At 66.8% G+C, this 20,300-nt stretch carries 13 protein-coding genes; 5 read left to right on the top strand and 8 right to left on the bottom strand.

Annotation, left to right across the window (positions count from 1 at the left end):
• Positions 1 to 128: 128 nt before the first annotated feature.
• Entirely contained in the window at positions 129 to 2,327 is a 2,199-nt protein-coding gene (gene rnr / locus QZ546_RS03640) for a ribonuclease R (RefSeq protein WP_294234882.1), read from the bottom strand.
• A gap of 240 nt (positions 2,328 to 2,567) precedes the next feature.
• On the opposite strand from rnr, the gene QZ546_RS03635 reads away from it, so the two are divergent.
• Positions 2,568 to 5,063 (top strand): family 20 glycosylhydrolase, encoded by a 2,496-nt coding sequence (locus QZ546_RS03635; RefSeq protein ID WP_294234879.1) that lies wholly within the window; start codon positions 2,568 to 2,570, stop codon positions 5,061 to 5,063.
• Here the strand turns inward: QZ546_RS03635 and QZ546_RS03630 are convergent.
• Together QZ546_RS03630 and QZ546_RS03625 are read right to left on the bottom strand one after the other, a co-directional pair.
• Positions 5,047 to 6,963, bottom strand: coding sequence for a beta-N-acetylglucosaminidase domain-containing protein (locus tag QZ546_RS03630; RefSeq protein WP_294234876.1), 1,917 nt, complete (start codon positions 6,961 to 6,963; stop codon positions 5,047 to 5,049). The two genes, QZ546_RS03635 and QZ546_RS03630, sit on opposite strands and share 17 nt — an antisense overlap.
• A 263-nt stretch (positions 6,964 to 7,226) precedes the next feature.
• Complete coding sequence (locus tag QZ546_RS03625) at positions 7,227 to 9,014, bottom strand: ABC transporter transmembrane domain-containing protein (RefSeq protein ID WP_294234873.1); 1,788 nt, start codon at positions 9,012 to 9,014, stop codon at positions 7,227 to 7,229.
• A gap of 208 nt (positions 9,015 to 9,222) precedes the next feature.
• On the opposite strand from QZ546_RS03625, the gene QZ546_RS03620 reads away from it, so the two are divergent.
• On the top strand, positions 9,223 to 10,455 hold the full coding sequence (locus tag QZ546_RS03620; protein ID WP_294234871.1) for a polyhydroxyalkanoate depolymerase: 1,233 nt from the start codon (positions 9,223 to 9,225) through the stop codon (positions 10,453 to 10,455).
• A gap of 186 nt (positions 10,456 to 10,641) precedes the next feature.
• On the opposite strand, the gene QZ546_RS03615 is transcribed toward QZ546_RS03620, so the two are convergent.
• A complete protein-coding gene (locus QZ546_RS03615; protein ID WP_294234870.1) occupies positions 10,642 to 11,121 on the bottom strand; it encodes a pyridoxamine 5'-phosphate oxidase family protein in 480 nt (159 codons plus the stop codon).
• A gap of 541 nt (positions 11,122 to 11,662) precedes the next feature.
• Between QZ546_RS03615 and QZ546_RS03610 the strand changes: the two genes are divergently transcribed.
• Entirely contained in the window at positions 11,663 to 14,629 is a 2,967-nt protein-coding gene (locus QZ546_RS03610) for an L-glutamate gamma-semialdehyde dehydrogenase (protein ID WP_294234868.1), read from the top strand.
• A gap of 124 nt (positions 14,630 to 14,753) precedes the next feature.
• On the opposite strand, the gene QZ546_RS03605 is transcribed toward QZ546_RS03610, so the two are convergent.
• Positions 14,754 to 15,920: a mechanosensitive ion channel family protein gene (locus tag QZ546_RS03605; RefSeq protein ID WP_294234863.1), complete on the bottom strand. Its 1,167-nt coding sequence runs from the start codon at positions 15,918 to 15,920 to the stop codon at positions 14,754 to 14,756.
• Positions 15,921 to 15,944: 24 nt separating this feature from the next.
• Entirely contained in the window at positions 15,945 to 16,946 is a 1,002-nt protein-coding gene (locus tag QZ546_RS03600; RefSeq protein ID WP_294234861.1) for a DNA topoisomerase IB, read from the bottom strand.
• 122 nt (positions 16,947 to 17,068) lie between these two features.
• Here QZ546_RS03600 and QZ546_RS03595 point away from each other — a divergent pair, with 122 nt between their 5' ends.
• Both QZ546_RS03595 and QZ546_RS03590 read left to right on the top strand, forming a co-directional pair.
• The gene (locus QZ546_RS03595; protein WP_294234857.1) at positions 17,069 to 17,641 is read left to right on the top strand and encodes a type 1 glutamine amidotransferase domain-containing protein; all 573 of its coding nucleotides are present in this window, start codon (positions 17,069 to 17,071) and stop codon (positions 17,639 to 17,641) included.
• A 238-nt stretch (positions 17,642 to 17,879) separates the two neighbouring features.
• Positions 17,880 to 18,806: a right-handed parallel beta-helix repeat-containing protein gene (locus tag QZ546_RS03590; protein WP_294234854.1), complete on the top strand. Its 927-nt coding sequence runs from the start codon at positions 17,880 to 17,882 to the stop codon at positions 18,804 to 18,806.
• Here QZ546_RS03590 and QZ546_RS03585 read toward each other — a convergent pair.
• Complete coding sequence (locus QZ546_RS03585) at positions 18,781 to 20,160, bottom strand: putative O-glycosylation ligase, exosortase A system-associated (protein ID WP_294234853.1); 1,380 nt, start codon at positions 20,158 to 20,160, stop codon at positions 18,781 to 18,783. The two genes, QZ546_RS03590 and QZ546_RS03585, sit on opposite strands and share 26 nt — an antisense overlap.
• Positions 20,153 to 20,290, bottom strand: coding sequence for a hypothetical protein (locus tag QZ546_RS03580; protein ID WP_294234850.1), 138 nt, complete (start codon positions 20,288 to 20,290; stop codon positions 20,153 to 20,155). Before QZ546_RS03580 ends, QZ546_RS03585 begins: the two co-directional genes overlap by 8 nt.
• Between the last annotated feature and the right edge of the window lie 10 nt (positions 20,291 to 20,300).

Here is a 20,300-nt window from a genome sequence, read left to right as displayed (position 1 = left end):
TCTTTTCCTCCCCTGTAAGGGGAGGGGGACCGCCGCGAAGCGGTGGTGGAGGGGTGTCCCCCTATCGATAACGGGACACCCCTACGTCGCGCTCCGCGCGCCACCTCCCCTTGCAGGGGGGGAATGGGTCAGCGCCGCTTGCCGTTGTGGCGGATGTTCGCGGGCCGCCCGCGGCGTTTCAGCACCCGGCGCGGCTCGGGCTTGGCGCCCTTGCCGTCGGGCAGCTCGAAGCGCAGTGCCCCCGATACCGGGTTCGCCTCGGCCAGGCGCAGCGGCAGGCGCTGGCCCAGCTTGTAGATTTCACGGCTCTTCTCGCCCAGCAATTGCTGCGAGCCCTCGTCATAATGGAAATAGTCGCCGCCCAGATCGCGGATCGGCATCAGCCCGTCCCCGCCCACGCCGTCGACCGTCGCGAAGAAGCCGAAATTGGTGACGCCGGTGATCCGCGTCTCCACCACCTGCCCGACATGCTCGGACAGATAGGCCGCGACATAGCGGTCGATCGTCTCGCGCTCCGCCTCCATCGCGCGGCGTTCATATTGGCTGATTGAGGTGCCCAGCCGCTCCATCTCCTCGCCCTCGGGCAGCAGACCGCCTTCGCCTAGCTTATAGGCGCCGACCAAAGCCCGGTGGACGACGAGGTCGGCATAGCGCCGGATCGGCGAGGTGAAGTGCGCATAGGAGCCGAGCGACAGGCCGAAATGCCCCTGATTGACCGGCGCATAATAGGCCTGGGTCTGCGAGCGCAGGATCTGCTCCATCACCTGCGGTCGGAAGTCCGCGTCGCCGATCTTGTCGATGATCCGGTTGAAGGTCGCCGGGCGGATCACCTGACCCATGGCGAAGGGGATGTCGAAGGTTTCAAGATACTCCTTCAGCGCGACCAGCTTGGTGCGGCTGGGCACCTCATGGACGCGGTACATGACCGGGGCCTTCTTCGCCTCCAGCGCCTTGGCGGCGGCGACGTTGGCGGCGATCATGTAATCCTCGATCAGCCGGTGCGCATCCAACCGCGCGCGCGGCGCGACCGACAGGATGCGGCCATTCTGGTCGAGCACCACACGTCGTTCGGGCAGGTCGAGGTCCAGCGGCTCGCGCGCATCGCGTGCCTTGGCCAGTGCCGCCCAGCAATCCCATAGGGGACGCAGCGCCGTCTCGGTCAGCGGATGCGACAGTTCGCCGTCGATCGCGGCCTGCGCATCCTCATAAGCGATGTTCGCCGCCAGCCGCACGACCGCGCGGGTGAAGCGGAAGCCCTTGAGCTTGCCGTCCTTCGTCACCTGCAAATGACAGGCGAGCGCGGCGCGGTCCTCGCCCTCTTTCAACGAACAGACATCCGCCGACAGGATTTCGGGCAGCATCGGCACCACCCGGTCGGGGAAATAGACCGAGTTTCCCCGCCGCCGCGCATCCTTGTCGATCGCCGAGCCGGGGCGGACATAGAAGCTGACATCCGCGATCGCGACGATGGCGCGCCAGCCCTCGGGATTGGCGGGATCGTCGTCGGGCGCGGCCCAGACCGCGTCGTCATGGTCGCGCGCATCGACCGGGTCGATCGCGACGATCGGCAGGTCGCGCAGGTCTTCGCGGTCGTCGCCCAAGGGCTGGCGCGCGACCCGCTCCGCCTCTTCCAGCGTCTCGGGCTGGAAGCGGTCGGGGATTTCGAACTTGTGGATCGCGATCAGCGAGAAGCTGCGCGGGGCGAAGGGATCGCCCAGCCGCTCGACCACCTTTGCGGTGATACGCGGCGGGCGGCCCGCCTTCTCGGCCAGCACCAGGTCGCCCGCTTCCGCGCCGCCGGTGTCCGACACCATCATCTCGCGCCGGTCCTTCTTGTCGACGGATGTCAGCCAGAAGCGCCCCGCCTCCTCGCGCAGCACGCCCAGCACCTGTTCGGAGGCGGGGGCGATCGTCTTCATGACATGCGCGATCCAGCCGCCGCCCGCTTCCTCGGTCCGCGCCAGCACCCGCTGCCCGATGCCGAGCGACCCGCGCTTGCGTTCGCGGATGCGCAGGCGGGGAATGGGAATGCCGTCCGCCTCCCAGCGCTCGGGCTGGCCCCAGACATTGCCGCCGTCATCGACATCGACGACGCGCAGCACCGTCACCTTGGGCAACCCGCCCATCTTGTGGAAGGCGCGGCCCGGTGCGCTGTTGATCAGTCCTTCGTCCGCCATGTCCTTCAGCAGCGCCTTCAGCCCGATCTTCTCCTGCGCGGAGAGGCCAAAGGCCCGCGCGATCTCGCGCTTGCCAGCGGGCTGGTCCGACTGTTCGATGAAGGCGAGGATCTGCTCACGGGTCGGCAGACCCGGCTGGGTTTTTTTCATGATGTGGAGATAGGCGGTAGGGGCGGCGGCGTCACCCCCAGCATTCTATTCCTCCCCTGGAAGGGGAGGTGGCAGGGCGCAGCCCTGACGGAGGGGTGTCACCATTTGCGAGAGCAGGCCGCCATTACGACCGGTTACACCCCTCCACCAGCTTCGCTGGTCCCCCTCCCCTTGCAGGGGAGGAAGACTGAGGTCATGATCCAATGTAATACCAGTGTGGCGTAGCGGGACGGGCAGAACATGATGACTTTATGGGCTTCGGCCGCGATCCTGGCGGCGGCGGCGGCGGCACAGGCCGATCTGGACCGGCTGGCCGCGACGATGGGCTATCGCTTCACCATCCTGACCAACCGCCCGGCATCCTGCCCGACCGGGGTGCCGCGCTGTTTCGAATCCGATATTGCGATCACCATGCCCGAGGGGGCACCCGATCTGCCGGTCGAAATCCGCTACAGCTTCGTCAATCCGGTGCTGTCCACCGATAGCGACACGTTCGACAACCGGACGATCAACGGCGACCTGAACGTCCTGACGCTGAAGGCCGGGCACAGGCTGAAGCCGGGGCAGGTCTATCATGTGAAGATCACCGGGCTGGGCAGCTATGTCTCGCGCAACCATGCCATGCCCAATGCGATCCTGGCCGCCGAGGGGCTGGCCCCTCGGGTGATCGCCGCGACGCGGACGGGGACCGACCCGGAGACGGGGCTGGAGACCTTGCCCTTCGTCGCCCCGATGACCGACGAGGCGGCGCTGGCACGGGTGTCGGCGGATGACCGAACGGTGTGGCGGACGCCCGAGCGCGCCTTCGACCTCTATGCCGAGCGGGGCGCGGCGACGCCGGTCGATGGGGCGATCCTGCCCCGGCCGGTGCTGGCAACGCGGCCCGCCGGTGCGCCGGTCGATCTGTCGAAGGGCTTGGCGATCACGACGACCGGAATCGACCGCGCGACCATCGCGCCCGCCCTGGCCGCGCTTCCTACCGGAACGGTGCCGCTGACCATTCGCAAACAGGCGGGCATCGCGCCGGAAGGGTATCGCCTGACCATCGGCAAGGGCGGTGTCGCCATCGAAGCGGCGGATGCGGCGGGCGCCTCCTATGCGCTGCGTTCGCTCGCCCAGCAGATCGCGGCGGAGGGGACGACGCTGCGCCCGCTCCATGTCGAGGACGCGCCGCGTTACGGCTTTCGTGGGCTGCATATCGACCTGGCGCGCAATTTCCACAGCAAGGCCGAGATCCTGAAGCTGATCGAGCAGATGGCGGCGTATAAGCTCAACACGCTGCACCTGCATCTGGGCGATGACGAGGGCTGGCGGTTGCAGATCGCGGCGCTGCCCGAACTGACCGAGGTTGGCGCCTATCGCTGTGCCGAACTGACCGAGAAGACCTGCCTGTCGCCCCAGCTCGGCGCCGACCCGGCCAGGGACGCAGCCACCAACGGCTATCTGACCGCCGCCGATTATGCCGACATCCTGCGTGCGGCGAAGGCGCGGCAGATCGCGGTCATCCCTTCCTTCGACATGCCCGGCCATTCGCGCGCTGCGATCCGGTCTATGGAGGTGCGGTACGACCGGCTGATGGCGAAGGGCGACCGTGCCGGCGCCGAGCGCTATCGGCTGGTCGAGCCGGGCGACACCACCCGCTATTCCAGCGTCCAGCATTATGACGACAACACGCTGAACGTCTGCATCGACAGCACCTATCGCTTTATCGACACGGTGATCGACGGCATCGCCGGCCTCCACAAGGCGGCGGGGGTGCCGCTGACCACCTATCATATCGGCGCGGACGAGACGGCGGGGGCCTGGGTCCAGTCGCCCGCCTGCAAGGCGATGATGGCGAAGACCGGGCTGCAACCCAAGCAACTCGGCGCCTATTTCATCGAGCGGATTTCCGCCGATCTCGCCAGGCGCGGCATCGCGGTCGCCGCCTGGAGCGACGGGCTGGGCCATACCGACCCGGCGAAGATGCCCGCAAAGGTCCAGACCAATATCTGGAGCAACCTGCATGCCGGGGCGGTGGCCGAGACGCATGGCCAGGCCAATCTGGGGTGGAAGACGGTGCTGTCGATCCCCGATCTGGGTTATTTCGACATGCCCTATGCCGCCGACCCGAACGAGACGGGCTATGACTGGGCCTCGCGCGGGGTGGACAGTTTCCAGGTGTTCGGCTTCATGCCGGGCAATCTGGCGGCCAATGCCGCGCTGATCCCCAATATCCTCGCCCAGCCCAAGGCGATTGCGGACAGCGTGCCGCTCCAGCCCGGCCGCGCCATCGCCGGTATCCAGGCGCAATTGTGGAGCGAGACGGTGCGGCGCGACAGCCAGGTCGATTACATGCTGTTCCCCCGCCTGCTCGCGCTGGCCGAGCGCGCGTGGAGCAAGCCGGACTGGGAGCCGGCCTATGCCGCAGGGACCGGCTATGCGCCGAACGACCCGCGCGTCGATCGGACGAAGCTGCTCACCGGCTGGCGGGATTTCGCGGGGCGGATGGGCGTGCAGATGCGGCTGCTCGACCGGGCGGGCGTCACCTATCGCCTCGCCCCGCCGGGCGCGCGAATCCTGGGCGGCAGGCTGGAGGCCAATGCCGAGTTTGCGGGCACGCCGATCGAATATCGGACCGGCGGCGCTGCTTGGACCCGCTATACCGGCCCGGTCGCGGTGACGGGGGTGGTCGAGCTTCGCACCCGCACCCCCGATGGCCGCCGCGCCAGCCGGACGGTTACGGTTTCGCCGTAACCGCGATCAGGCCGGGCGCGTCGGCGATGAACCGGTCGAGCACGCCGTCTGCGATCTTGATCGGTCCGTCGAAGCGCACCGCACCCTTGATGCTCTGCACGGCGGCGGCCTGACCCGCGATCCGCTTGGCATCGGCGAAGTAGCGCGCCGCCGCCGCATTGCCTTGCTCGGCGGCGTCCAGCCCGGCGGCGGTCTGTTGCAGCGCGCGGCCCCAGAGCTGCATCGCCTCCAGCCAGGGGGCGGCCTGTTCGGCAAAGGCCGGATCGACCACCCCGGCCCGGATCGTATCGGGCGCATCGGCCAGGGCATCGGCCTTGGCATGGAGTTCGGCCAGCGCAGCGCGGCGTTCACCCTCGTCGCCATTGGCCAGCGCCTCGCGGACATGGTCGAGCAGCGCCTTCAGCCGGGGCGCCTGTTCTTGCCAGGGCTGGCTGCCGAACGTTGGCGCGAGATGCTGGGTGTCGAACAGTTCGAGCAGCGCCGCCGTCGCCCGCGCGTCATTCCCCGCCAGATCGCGCGCGGCGTAGTGCCAGGTGCGGTCGGCGTCATAGCCCTTGTCGTTCCACCCGAAGGCCAGCACCCCCGTCACCGCGACGCGGCTGGGCGCTTCCTGGTTCATCGGATTGGACAGGATGCCGGTCAGCTCGGATGACAGCCCCGCCTCGCGCTTGGCATAGGGGGCGAGGAGCAGCCGCCCGGCCGAGCTGGCATAGTCGTTGACCGGATAATTGTCCCAGAGCAGCGTCTTGCGCCCGAACGCCTTGGTCGCGGCCTTCGCATCGGGGATGGAGATGGCAGGCGGCACGACATCGGTACCCGTCCACTGCACCACGATGCGCGGGTCCAGATGGGTGCGCAGGGCCGCCTTATAGGGGCTTTCCTTGGCGTCATAATATTCGGTCGGCACCATGATCAGCGGCTGCGCGGCGGGGTCCTGCTTCAGCAGGTCGGCCTGCACCGCGTTCAGCAGCTTCGATTGCGCGATCCCGGCAGCCTCCGCCCCCGACGGGCCGAACGCAGCCTGGTCGGCCTCGCAATTCCATTTCTTATACTCGATGTCGTCCAGCGCGACATAGAAGCTATGCACGCCGATCCCACGCAGCGCCGCGAATTTGCGCAGCAGCGCCTGCTCGTCCGCCGGATTGGAGAAGCAGATGCTCGGCCCCGGCGAGATGGCGTAGACGAAGTTCACATGATTGGCTCGCGCCCGCGCGGCGAGCGTGCCCAGTGCGCTCAGCGTGTCGGCGGGATAGGGATCGCGCCACTTGTCGCGCGCGAAGGGATCGTCCTTCGGGCTGTAGACATAGGTGTTCGCCTTCATCTGGCCCAGAAAGTCCAGATGCCTGGTCCGGTCGGTCATCGACCAGGGCTTGCCGTAGAAGCCCTCGATCGTGCCGCGGATCGGCATGGCGGGATGGTCGCGGATGGTCAGCGCGGGGATGGTCTTGCGTGTCAGCAGCTGGCGCAAGGTCTGGACGCCGTGGAACAGCCCGTCCGCGTCACGCCCGGCCAGCGTGATGAGGCCGCCGGTACCCGAGGCGGTGGCGGTCAGCGTATAGCCTTCGCGCGCGTCGTCGGGACTGGCGTTGCTGCGCGACAGGGCCTCGCGGATCAGGCCGGCATTGTCCGGGCCGACCACAATGGTCGGCCGGTCGAGCGCGGCGGGCAGGCGCTTGGCGACTGCGATGTCGGTGATGCCGGCCTGGGTCAGCACGTTGCGGACCAGGGCGGCCGTCTCGGGCTCGGTGCCGGGGGCGACGATCAGCGTGACCTGGCGGCCCAGCGGGATCGCGCCATCGCCCAGCGTCATCGCGACTGGGGTGGGAACGATCGCGGGCAGGGTGATGGTATCGGCCCCAACCGCCGGGGCCATGGCCGTCAGCGCCATTGCCAGGGCCATGCCCGTTCCTCTGTTTGCCGCCCGCATCATCCTTGGCCTCCGGTATTGAAATGGTATTGTCGGAGGGTAGGGGAGCGAGCGGCGACCCGCAAGCACGATTACGGGTTATATTTCAGGAGCTTGTGGGTAGGGAGGCGTGGCCTTCAACTTCGCTCAGGCTGAACGGAGCGTAGGAAGGGCGTCACCCCAACCTTCGTTCAGCCTGAGCGAAGTCGAAGGCCAAGGGAAACCGTCACCCCGGAACTGGTACTAAACCGGCTATATCAATCGTGAAATTGCAGGCTGGCCAGCCGCGCATACAGCCCGCCGCCCGCGATCAGCTCCGCATGTCGCCCCTGCTCGACGATCCGACCGCCGTCCATCACCACGATTCGCTCGGCGGCGCGTACGGTCGCCAGCCGGTGCGCGATGACCAGCGTCGTGCGGTTCGCCATCAACCGCTCCAGCGCCTGCTGGACCAGTTGCTCGCTCTCGGCATCCAGCGCGCTCGTCGCTTCGTCGAGCAACAGGATCGGCGCATCGCGCAGCAGCGCGCGGGCGATGGTGATCCGTTGGCGCTGCCCACCGGACAGTCGTGCTCCGCCTTCGCCCAGGAAGGTGTCCAACCCCTGCGGCAGCGTGCGCAGGAACTCGGCGGCGTTGGCGGCCTCGGCGGCGGCCCAGAGTTCGTCGTCGCTGGCCTCCCAGCGGCCATAGCGCAGATTGTCGCGCGCGGAGGCGCCGAAGATCACCGTCTCCTGCGGCACCATCGCGATGCGCGAGCGGATCGCCGCCGGATCGGCGTCGCGCAGCGACACGCCGTCGAGCGAGATGCTGCCGCTTTGCGGGTCATAGAAACGCTCGGCGAGCTGGAACAGCGTCGACTTGCCCGCGCCCGAGGGGCCGACCACCGCCACCGTCTCGCCGGGGCGGATATCGAGCGAAAAGTCGTTCAGCGCCGCAACCTCGGGCCGGGTCGGATAATGGAAGACCACATGCTCGAACCGGAGCGCGCCCATCGGGATCACCGGCAGCACGGCCGGGGCGGGGGGCGGCGCGATCTCGGGCTCTTCCGCCAGCAGTTCGGCCAGCCGCTGCGCCGCGCCCGACGCGCGCAATATATCGCCCCACACCTCGGTCAGCGCCTGGAACGAGCCCGCGACCAGCATCCCCGTCACCACGAACGCGGTCAGCGAGCCGCCCGACAGCCGCCCGCTGGCGACATCCGCGACCGCTTCCCACAGGAGCAGGGTGAGGCCGCCGAAGAACAGCCCGATGACCATCGCGGTCATGATCGCGCGCAGCAGGAAGCGGCGGCGCGAGGTGGCGAAGCCGTTGCTGACCGCCAGTTCGAACCGCTCGGCCTCGCGGCGTTCCTGGCCGAACGCCTGCACGACCTTCATCGCGCCCAGCGTCTCCACGGCGGTCGCGCCGATATCGGCCAGCCGGTCCTGGCTGTCGCGCGAATAGCTGCGCACCTTTTTACCCAGCAGCACGATGGGCAGGACGATCAGCGGGATGCAGACCAGCAGCGACAGGGTCAGCTTGGGCGACAGCGCAAAGAGATAGATCGTCCCGCCGATCCCGATCACCGTGTTGCGCAGCGCGATCGACACGGTCGAGCCGACCACCTGTTCGATGATCGCAGTATCGGCGGTCAACCGGCTGGCGATTTCGGAGGGGCGATTCTCCTCGAAATAACGCGGCGCCAGGCGCAGCAGATTGGCCTGCACCGCGATACGGATGTCGGCGACGGTCCGCTCGCCCAGCCAGGACACGAAATAGAAGCGGAACGCCGTCGCCACCGCCAGGACCAGCACCACGGCCAGCAGCCCCTGGAAATAGGGCGCGATATTGCCGGTGTCGGCGATGCTGCCGAAACCATGGTCGATCACCTTCTGGAAGGTGCGCGGGATGAACAGGGTGGCCAGCGCCGCGACCGCCAGCGAGACGGCCGCCGCCGCCAGCTGCGCCGGATAGCGCAGCGTGTAGCGCCAGACCATCTTCAGGTTGCTCAGGCGCTTGCTGGCGGGCACGGGGGTGGATTGCGACGAGGCGGCGGGTCTGGCCATGATGGCAGGGGACCTAGCAGCGTGCGGACATGCGCTCAACGGCGCTTGAGGGGCCGATACGCATCGTTTGGGCGCATTGGTGCGTTTCGTCAGGCGATGGATGCACTCTATGACCGATCGGCCATATTATGGTCATCATGCGCAAACGGTTTCATGCTAAACCGGCGGTCATCAGGGCTCCCTCCGACGGAGCGCAGGGGAATCGACGATGTTGTATGACGCCTATGAAATGCAGCGCTCGATGCTGGCCGGCGCCAGCGCGCTGGCCAATTTCGGCGCGGGGCTGCTGCAGAACCCGGCCAATCCCTTTGCCTATCTGGGCGGGGGTTCGATCATGGGATCGGCGCTAGAGGTCTTCGCCCATGCCGCCGCACCCCGCGGCAAGCCCGCCTTCGGCCTGACCAAGACCGTGATCGACGGGCGCGAAGTGCCGGTCCAGGAAGAGATCGTACTCCGCAAGCCCTTCGGCCAGCTGAAGCGCTTCTACCGCGAGGGCGTGGAGGACAGCCCCAAGCTGCTGATCGTCGCGCCCATGTCGGGCCATTATGCCACGCTGCTGCGCGGTACCGTCGAGCGGATGCTGCCGACCTGCGAAGTCTATATCACCGACTGGCGCGACGCGAAGCTGGTGCCGCTGTCGGACGGGCGGTTCACCTTCGACGATTATGTCGATTACGTGAGCGACTTCCTGGCCGCGATCGGGCCGAACGCTGCGCATGGCGGCCTGCACATGCTGGCGGTGTGTCAGCCTTCGGTGCCCTGTTACGTCGCGGCCTGCGTCATGAGCGCGGACAAGCATCCCTGCACCCCGCGCACCCTGACGCTGATGGGCGGGCCGGTCGACACGCGCGAGGCGCCGACGGCGGTCAACCTGCTGGCGACCGAGCGGCCTCATGCCTGGTTCGAGCAGAATGCGATCGCCACCGTGCCCATGACCTATCCGGGCGCCGGGCGGCGGGTCTATCCCGGCTTCCTGCAGTTGGCCGGGTTCATGTCGATGAACCTGGGCAATCACATGATTTCGCACTGGGAGATGTTCAAGCATCTGGTCCAGGGCGACGGCGAAAGCGCCGACTCCACCAAGCGATTCTATGACGAATATCGCGCGGTGTGCGACATGACGGCGGAATTCTACCTGCAGACCGTCGAACTGGTGTTCCAGCGTCACGCCCTGCCCAAGGGCGAGATGCTGCATCACGGCAAGCAGGTCGATCCGGGCGCGATCACCGATATCGGCATCCTGGCGATCGAGGGCGAGCGCGACGATATTTCGGGCCTCGGCCAGACGCGCGCCGCGCTGACGCTGGCGACCAATCTGCCGGAGGAGAAGAAGCGCTATTACATGGCCGAGCAGGTGGGCCATTACGGCATCTTCAACGGATCGAAGTGGCGCAACCGCATCGCGCCGGTGGTCGAGGAATGGATCAAGGCGAACGGGTAAGGGGCATCCCCAACCTCCGTTCAGCCTGAGCGTAGTCGAAGGCCACGGGATGCCCTTAGCCAAAAGCGTGTGGCGAGCCGTTTCCCTTGGCCTTCGACTACGCTCAGGCTGAACGGGGCGGGGCAAATTGAAAAACGCCCGGAAGCCCTTAGGCCTCCGGGCGTTTCGCATTCCACCGATCGCGGCTTATGCGACCGAGCCGACCACCGCATGGCTGGACGACTCGTCCGACTGGATCGTGCCGCCGAACAGCATCTTCACCCGGCCCGACAGCGAGATGTCGGTTTCCCACAGCTCGGCCGAATTGATGTCGAAGCGCAGCAGCGTCAGGTTCGGGTCCGACTTGCCCTGCGGAAACCAGGCCTCGACCTGATTGCTCCACAGCTTGTCGATCTGGGCCGGGTCGTTGTCCTTCGAGACATGGCCCGCCAGGCAGGCGAAGAAGTCATGCCCCTTGCCGACGAACTGCGCCATCGCCTCGCCACCGCCCGCGATGCGGTTGTCGCGGCCGGCGAAGAAGAACAGCGTGTTGGGCTGATCGTCGTCGATCTGCGCGGTCATCGGCTCGGAATGCTGACCGTCGTTCAGGCCGATCATGACGAACGGGCTGCTCTTCAGCTTGTCGAGGAACTTGGCGGCGATTTCCTGGGGGCTGTCATCGGCCATCACGGCTCTCCTTTCAGGGGTTTGGCGGGAGAACGATGCGGGGGCGGGGATGGTTGCGGCGGAATTCCGCTGTTCTGCTCTAACTATCAGACAGGATTCCGCTGACCAATGTTGTTATGGCGTTCGAGACGGCAATTCCGCCGTCATCTACAGAAAGGACCACGGATGTCCGTAGCCGATCTGTGCCTGATCCTGGGCATCGTCATCGCCTTCGCGACCTTGGTCGTGAAGATTATCGACGTTCGCAACAGGTAAGGTGCCCGGCGGGGCTCGGGCTGCAACCTGAGCCCCAAAGGATTTGAGCCCCGGCCGCTGCAACAGCCGGGGCTCTACAGAAAGGCGGATGTCCTCGCCTGCGAGGCATATACGCCAACGACGTCAAAATTTCAATTCTGATGGCAATTGCGAAGCGTGCCTCATCTCGTATCAAACGATACCCATCCCCCGCATTTCCCGCTAAGCGCTGGTCCATCACAGCATAGCCATGCGTCCCGCCAGTGCCTTACCGCGCGCCGGGTCGCTCGACCGGACCTGAAGACCTATGACCTCTGCCGTTACCGCCGACGCGCGCAAGACCATGAAATCGCTGTACCGCGCGCCCGAGCCCGATGTCCTGAAGCCGCTGCTCGACCGTGCCGCCGCGACGCCGGAGATGCGCGAGCGGATCATGGGCCATGCCTCGGGCCTGCTCGCCGATTTGCGGGCGGCGCAGAATCGCGGCTGGGTGAACCAGTTCCTCCAGGAATACCGCCTCAATTCGTCCGAGGGCGTGGCGCTGCTGAGTCTCGCCGAGGCGTTCCTGCGCGTGCCCGATCCCGAGACTGCCGACCTGCTGATCGCCGACAAGCTGGGCGAGGCCGACTGGCGCGCGCATACCGGGCGGTCGGCGTCGAAGCTGGTCAACTCGGCCACCTGGGGGCTGGTCGTCGGCCGCGCACTGGTGGGTGAGGGCGAGGCGGGGCCGCTCAAGCGCCTTCTGTCGCGCGCGGGCGAGCCGTTCGTGCGCCAGGCAGTCGGTGCCGCGATGCGGATGATGGGCGAGATCTTCGTGATGGGCCGCACCATCGAAGAGGCCATGCGGCGCATGAAGAAGCCTGAGAACAAGGGCTTCACCGCCAGCTTCGACATGCTGGGCGAGGCGGCGCGGACGCATGAGGATGCCGAGCGCTATTTTGACGCTTATGTGAAGGCGATCGACGCGGTGCGGTCGGACCCGGCGGCGGGGCATTCGGTGTCGGTCAAGCTGTCGGCGCTCCATCCGCGCTACGAACTGCCGCGCGCCTATGAGTGCGTGCCCGCGCTGACCGACATGCTGGCACAACTGGCGCGGCAGGCGGCCGACAAGGGCATCGCGCTGACCGTCGATGCCGAGGAGTCCGAGCGGCTGGAGATGAGCCTCGACATCATCGGCGGCGTCGCGGCGCTGCCTGCCCTGAAGGGCTGGGACGGGTTCGGCATGGCGGTTCAGGCCTATGGCAAGCGCGCGCGCGCGGTCATCGCCTGGGCGAACGGCCTCGACCGGATCATGAACGTCCGCCTGGTCAAGGGCGCCTATTGGGACAGCGAGATCAAGCGTACCCAGGTCGAGGGGCTGGCCGACTATCCGCTCTTCACCCGCAAGGCGGCGACCGACGTGTCCTATCTGGCGGTCGCCAAGGACATGCTGGCGGCGGAGAATATCCGCCCCGCCTTCGCCAGCCACAATGCGCTGACCGTTGCGACCATCCTGGAATGGGCGGGCAATTCCCGCGACTTCGAATTCCAGCGGCTGCACGGCATGGGCGATGGCCTGTATGAGCGGCTGGTGCGCGAGCAGGGGCATAAGTGCCGGATCTATGCGCCGGTCGGCGGGCATCGCGACCTGCTGGCCTATCTGGTCCGCCGCCTGCTGGAGAATGGCGCGAACTCCAGCTTCGTGCATCAGCTCGCCGATGCACGGCTGACCGAGGCGGAGATCCTGGCCGATCCGGTCGCCAAGATTGCCGCCGTGGGTGGCGCGCGGCACCCGAGCATCCCGCTGCCCATCGACCTGTTCGCGCCGGGCCATCGCAACTCGACCGGCATCGACCTGAGCGACATCGCGACGCTCGACGCCACGGTGAAGGCGGTGAACGTGCCTGCCGTGACGCCGGTCGCCGCCACCGCCGATGTCGCCGCGCTGGTCGCGCGCGCCCATGCGGCCTTCCCGGCCTGGAATGCGACGCCGCTCGACACCCGCGCTTCCGTGCTGGAAAAGCTGGCCGACCTGCTGGAGCAGGATCGCGAGCGGCTGATGGCGATCCTGGTGCAGGAGGCGTTCAAGACCATCCCCGACGCGATCGGCGAGGTCCGCGAAGCCGCCGATTTCTGCCGTTACTATGCGCAGCAGGCGCGGGCGCGGCTGGGGTCTGTCGAACTGCCCGGGCCGACGGGCGAGCGCAACACGCTGCACCTGGAAGGGCGCGGCGTCTGGGCGACGGTCGCGCCGTGGAACTTCCCGCTGGCGATCTTCCTGGGCCAGACGGTCGCGGCGCTCGTCACAGGCAACACCGTCGTCGCCAAGCCCGCGCCGCAGACGCCCGCCATCGCGGCTGCTGCGGTCGAACTGGCCTACCGTGCGGGCGTACCGCGCGACGCACTGCTGCTCGCGGTCGGTGGGCCCGATGTCGGCCAGAAACTGACCGAGGATCACCGGATCGCGGGCGTCGCCTTTACCGGCTCCACCGCCACCGCCAAGCGGATCGCGCGCACGTTGGTGGCGGATGACGACCGCCCGATCGTGCCGCTGATCGCCGAGACCGGTGGTATCAACGCTATGATCGTCGATTCGACCGCTCTGCCCGAACAGGTGGTCGCGGACGTCATCACCTCGTCCTTCCGCTCGGCAGGGCAGCGTTGCTCGGCGCTGCGGCTGCTGCTCGTGCAGGCGGATGTCGCGGACAACGTCATCGAGATGCTCAAGGGCGCGATGGAGACGCTGGTGCTCGGGGCCACGGGCAATCCCGCGACCGATGTCGGGCCGGTGATCGATCAGGCGGCCTATGACAAGCTGATGGCGTACCGCGCGGACATGGTGACGCAGACGATCAAGACACTAGACGCGCCCGCCGAAGGTCTGTTCGTGCCGCCGACGCTGATCCGGCTCGACCGGGTCGAGGACCTGACCCAGGAATGGTTCGGCCCGATCCTGCATGTCGCGACCTGGGAAGCGGGTACCCTTTCCGAGACGATCGCGAAGGTGAACGCCAAGGGTTATGGCCTGACCATGGGCCTGCACAGCCGCATCGCGCGGGCTGGCGAGGTGATCGAGGCGGAAGCGGCGGTCGGCAATCTCTATATCAACCGCTCGATGATCGGCGCGGTGGTGGGCAGCCAGCCCTTTGGTGGCGAGGGGCTGTCGGGCACCGGGCCCAAGGCGGGCGGGCCGCATTACCTGTACCGCTTCTGCGCGGAACGGGCTGTGTCGGTCGACACGACCTCGGCGGGCGGGAATGCGACGCTGTTATCGCTGGATGAAGGCGGGATCTGATCCGACCTGTTCCTCCCCTGCAAGGGGAGGGGGACCATGCGAAGCATGGTGGAGGGGTGTCCCCGCTGGCCGTGACACCCCTCCGTCAGTCCTTCGGACTGCCACCTCCCCTTAAAGGGGAGGATCAGTTTGCCCGGTGCACCTCGACCGGCTGGACCTGCGGATAGGGCATCACCAGCGTCCCGTCTGGCGCGGCAGTGTAGGTCGTCTGGGTCGGATAGGGGATAGAAATCTTCTCGGCCGCGAAGCGCTTCATCAGCGTGACCAGCATCCGGTTGCGCAGGTCATGCGCGGTCGCCCAGTCGTCGCCGGGCACATCGAACTGTAGCGCGAAGTCCAGGCTCGACGCGCCGAAGCTCTCGAACCCGGCGCGCGCAACCTTGCCGCCTTCGCCCTCGACGATCTCGGTCAGCAGGGCGGGGATACGCGCCAGCGTTTCGGGCGGCGTTTCATAGGCGACGCCGATCATCAGCGAGATGCGGACATGCTGGCGCACCGTCTGGTTCTGGATTTCCTTGTCGAGCAACTGGCGGTTCGAGATGATCCGCAACTCGCCGGTAAAGGCGCGGATGCGGGTGGATTTCAGGCCGATCGCCTCGATGATGCCGGTCGTATTGTCATAGGCGATCTTGTCGCCGCGCCGGAACGGCCGGTCGAAGATGATCGCGAGCGCGGCGAACAGGTCGCCGAAGATGCCCTGCGCCGCCAGACCGATGGCGATGCCGCCGACGCCCAGACCTGCGACCAGGCCGGTGACGTTCACCCCCAGATTGTCGAGCACCACCACCAGCGCGATCGCGAATAGCACGACCGTCACCAGCAACCGGATCAGCCCCATGGCGGACAGCAACGCCTCGCCCGAATAATGTTCGGACTGGGTACGATGCTCGATCGTGCCCAGGATCAGCTCGCGGGCCCAGATCGCCGCCTGGAACACGCTGGCGATGGTGAACAGGAAGCTGATCGTCTTGGCGACCTCGCCCGGCGCGCCAGCATAGCCTGCGACCAGTTGCGCGGCGAGCGTGACGATGAAGAACAGGTTGGTCCGCGCGATGGCATGGCCCAGGATCACGCCCCAGCCGCCCGCGAAGCCCGGGCGGCTGCAAAGCTTGTCGCCGAGCTTGCGCACCCAGAGCAGCGCCAGCACGATGACCGCGCCGAAGCCGATCGCGATCAGCACCTTCAGCCAATAATGCTGTATCCACCAAGAGGTGGCGTTGACGATGTCCCCGATCTGGTCGGGGATGCGGGAGCCGTCGAAGATCGGCGCCTTGGGCGAGGAATTCGCCATGGGGACTCCTTGAATTCGGGGCGGTCAGGCCGCCTTGCTGGCCGGGGTTCCGGCCTCCAGAAATGCGATCAGCCCGCATTCGACGCGGGACAGCCCGGCGCGGGCGCGGGGCAGGCGCAGGGACTTGCGAAATGCCGTCTGTCCGTCCTTGACGAGCGCGATCAGCGAGGGGTGGACATAGGATTTGCGCGCGATGGCAGGCGTGTTGCCCAGCTTTTCGACCACCGGCTCCAGCATCGCCTTCAGGCTGAGGTCCGCTTCGGCCAGCGCCAGCGCCTCGAACGCGGCGACGCTGGCTGCCCAGGTACGGAAATGCTTGGCGGTGAAATCGCAGCCCGTCGCTTCGCGGATATAGGCGTTGACGTCGGAGGAGGAGACGGGGTTCGCCTCGCCCTCCTCGTCTACCCAGGCGAACAGATGCTGTTCGTCCAGATCCTGGCAGCGCTTGACGAAGCTGGCGAGCGAACGGTCGGTCAGGGTCAGGTCGCGCATCTTGCCCGACTTGCCCCGGTAGCGCAGGCGGAGCGTCGTACCCTTCACCTGACCGTGGCGCTTGCGCAGCGTCGTCGCGCCGAAACTCTTGTTGGTGGCGGCATAGGCCTCGTTCCCCACGCGCAGGTGGCCATTGTCGAGCAATCGGACGACGGCGGCGACCGCGCGTTCCTTGCACAGGCCGCGCTTCTTCAGATCGGCTTCCACCCGCTTGCGCAGCATGGGCAGGGCGTGACCGAATTCCACGCAACGCTCATATTTGGCGGCGTCCTGTGCCTCGCGGAAATCGGCGTGATAGCGATATTGCTTGCGCCCCTTCTCGTCCCAGCCGACCGCCTGGATATGGCCATTGGCGCGCGGGCAGAACCAGGCGTCCATGTAAGCCGGGGGCAGGCCGATACGGTTCAGCCGGTCGATTTCGTCGGCATCGGTGATCCGCTCGCCCTTGGCGGTCCAATAGGCCCATTTGCCGCGGACCTTGGTCCGGGTGATGCCGGGCTTGCTGTCATCGCAATAGACTAATCGGGTGGCCATCGCTCTCTCTCGGGTCGTCCTTGCAAATGCGCCGCTGGTCGCTTCGTTCCGGAACGGCCGATGCGGTCGCGGGTTCTGGACGAGCCACCCCCCAGGCACCCCCCGACAGGAGTTATCCCATCATGGCCGATCTTTCCCAGGCACGCGTCCTGATGCTCGCCGCCGACGGCTTCGAGACCGTCGAATTGTTCAAGCCCCGCCAGGCGCTGGAGGAAGCGGGCGCGAAGGTCACGCTCGCCTCGCTCAAGTCCGACCCGATCCAGGGCATGGAAGGCGACATCAACAAGGCCGAGACCGCGACCCCCGACCTGACCGTCGACGAGGTCGATACCGACGATTACGATGCGCTCGTCATCCCCGGCGGCACCTGCAACCCCGACAAGCTGCGCCTGAACGAGCGCGCGGTCGAGATCGTCACCGAATTCATGGAGGACGACAAGATCGTCGCCGCCATCTGCCACGGCCCCTGGCTGCTGGCCGAGGCGGACGTGATCGATGGCCGCCGCCTGACCAGCTATCCCTCGATCCGCACCGACCTGTCCAATGCGGGCGCCGATGTGGTGGACGAGGAGGTCGTGGTCGACGGCAACCTGATCACCAGCCGCAAGCCGGATGACATCCCCGCCTTCAACCAGGCAATCCTGACCGCGCTGGAAGACGAACTGGCCGACGAGGAAGAGACCGAAGAGGCGTAACCCCTAACTCCTCCCCAAGCTGTGCTTGGGGAGGGGGACCATCGCGCAAGCGATGGTGGAGGGGCGGGACGAACCGGCCATGCCCCTCCACCACGCCCTGCGGGCGCGGTCCCCCTCCCCAAGCACAGCTCAGGGAGGAATGGGCATCGTATCCCGTCACGGGACGATTACGGGCGTCGCATCCGGCCGACTTGCGTGGCAGGATGCTGGCGCCCGCTTGTTTTTTCAGGATGACCCCATGCGTCTGGTTCCGCTTCTCCTCCTCGGCACGATGTCGGCGACCGCGCTGGCCCAGGGCACGTCGGCGCCCTTCACGGTCGGCGGGCGCGGCTTTCCGACGCTGCAGGAGGCGATCAGCGCGATCGGCGATGGCGACGGCACGATCCGCATCGCGCCGGGCATCTACCGGGAATGCGCAGTCCAGAATGGCGGGCGTATCGACTATGTCGCCGCCGAGCCGGGCAAGGTGATCTTCACCCGTATCGCCTGCGAAGGAAAGGCTGCGCTGGTGCTGCGCGGGCGCGGTGCGCAGGTGGAGGGCATCGTCTTCAGCCATATCGAGGTCGGGGACGGCAATGGCGCGGGCATCCGTATCGAGAAGGGGCCGCTGGTCGTCAGCAATTCGATGTTCCTCGACAGCCAGTCGGGCATCCTGTCGGCGGAGGATCCCAACGGCACGGTCGTGGTCGACCATTCGACCTTTTCGGGCCTGGGCCATGACCCGACAGGCTATGGTGCTCACAGCATCTATATGGGCCGCTACAAGAGCCTGCGGGTCGTCGCGTGCCGCTTCGAGCGCGGGCAGGGCGGCCATTATGTCAAGACGCGCGCCCCTTATGTCGAGGTGCTGGACAGCAGCTTCGACGACAGCAACGGCCATTCGACCAATTACATGATCGACCTGTCCAACGGCGCGAAGGGGCGGATCGCGGGCAACGAGTTCGTCGATGGCCGCGACAAGGACAATCATTCGACGCTGATCACCGTCGCGCCGGAGGGGGCCAAGAACGACTCGTCGGGCCTGGTGGTCGAGAACAACCGCGCGCGCCTGGCGCCCGGGGCCGATTACAAGCCGGTCTTCGTCGGCAACTGGGCGGGCGAGCCGCTGGTGATCCGGGGCAATATCCTGGGCGCGGGGATCACGCCGACGGCGCGGAAATTCTGACGCCCGGCCGCGCGGACTGGCGGCCGGGGGGCGGCTTCTGCCGCGCCTCGCGCGTGCGGCGGGCGAGATAGGTGTCGAGCCCGATCTGCGCGGCCATCACCTGATACAGGAACGGGTTGAACGCGATCCCGACAAAGGCCGCGCCCAGCAGATAGATCAGATGTGCATGTTGGAGCGCGCCGGCCAGCTGCCCGCCCCAGAGCAGCGGATCGTCGGGCTTGCGGTACCTGCGACGCAGCGCCTCCATCCGGATCAGCCCGGAGATGTTGATGCCCAGCCACAGGAACAGGCCGGGCCAGCCCTGCTCGCCCAGCATCTCGAAATAGCTGGAATGATAGGCGCGGGCGCGGTCGGTCGTGACCTTTTTCTCGATGCTGGCATTGTGCGCCGTGCCCTCGACCGTGGTCACGTCGAAGCGCAGATCATTCTGCAGATAGGCCGCAAAACCGCCGCCAAAGGGATTGGAGCTGACATAATCCAGCGTCCATTTCCACACCGCCAGCCGGGTCGAGGCGGACTCGTCGCCCTGATAGGTGCGGATCGTGTCCATCCGCTTGGTATAGGAGGATGGCAGCAGCGGCACGACCGCCATGCTCGCCACCGCCAGCGCGCTGATGTAGAGGATCCGTCGCTTGACGTCGCGCAGCATCAGGACCGCGAGCAGGCCGATGCACAGCAACCCCGTCCGCGCCGAGGTGCCGACCGGGATCAGCAGGCAGGCGACGATCAGCCCGGCGCAGAATAGCTGCACGCGGCGGTCTGGCGGGAAGATCGTGCCATGCTTCATCAGCCACAGGATGATCGGCACCGCCGAAATCGCGACCGCCGAGATGATGCTGCCTTCGTAGAACCCGGTATTGTTGCTCACCATCAGGTTCAGTTCGCCATATCCGCCGCCGCTGAACAGCGTCTTGATCCCGCCGACGATGACGATCGAGGCGAGGGACAGGACCATGAAGAGCAGCAGCGACTCCAGCCGCAGACGGGTGCGGAGCGTCAGCGGCAGGAAGACGGCAAAGGCCAGCGCCTTCCACACCCAGCTCCATTTGTCCGCCGCCTCCGCCGGGAAATCGGCGCCGAAATAGGTGGTGATCGCGCAATAGATCAGCAGCAGCAGGATCGCCCCCTGCCGGGCGGTGAAGCGGCTGTCGGTCTTCTTGTCGACCATCGCCCAGCCCAGCACCGCCGCGACCACCGCGATCAGCGAGATGGGCACCGTGTTCAGCAGATAATAGGTCAGCCGCTGGGGCGAGACGATGTCGATATAGATATAGACGAGGACGAGCAGGAACGGCCGCCGCGTTCCCATGGCGAACAGGCTGAACAGGAAGCCGATCAGGAACAGGTCACGCATCGGGGCGCCGCCTCTTGCCCGGTGCGGGGCGGCCCGCATCCTCATCGTCCAGATCGCGCCGGCCGAGCAGGCGCCAGGCGGCGATCAGCATCAGGCCGTGGGTCAGGAGAAGGGCAAAGCTGTCGATCATCGCCTCTTCC

This window comes from uncultured Sphingomonas sp. (assembly GCF_913062585.1).
Taxonomy (GTDB): domain Bacteria; phylum Pseudomonadota; class Alphaproteobacteria; order Sphingomonadales; family Sphingomonadaceae; genus Sphingomonas.
This window is presented reverse-complemented; position numbering and strand designations above follow the sequence as displayed.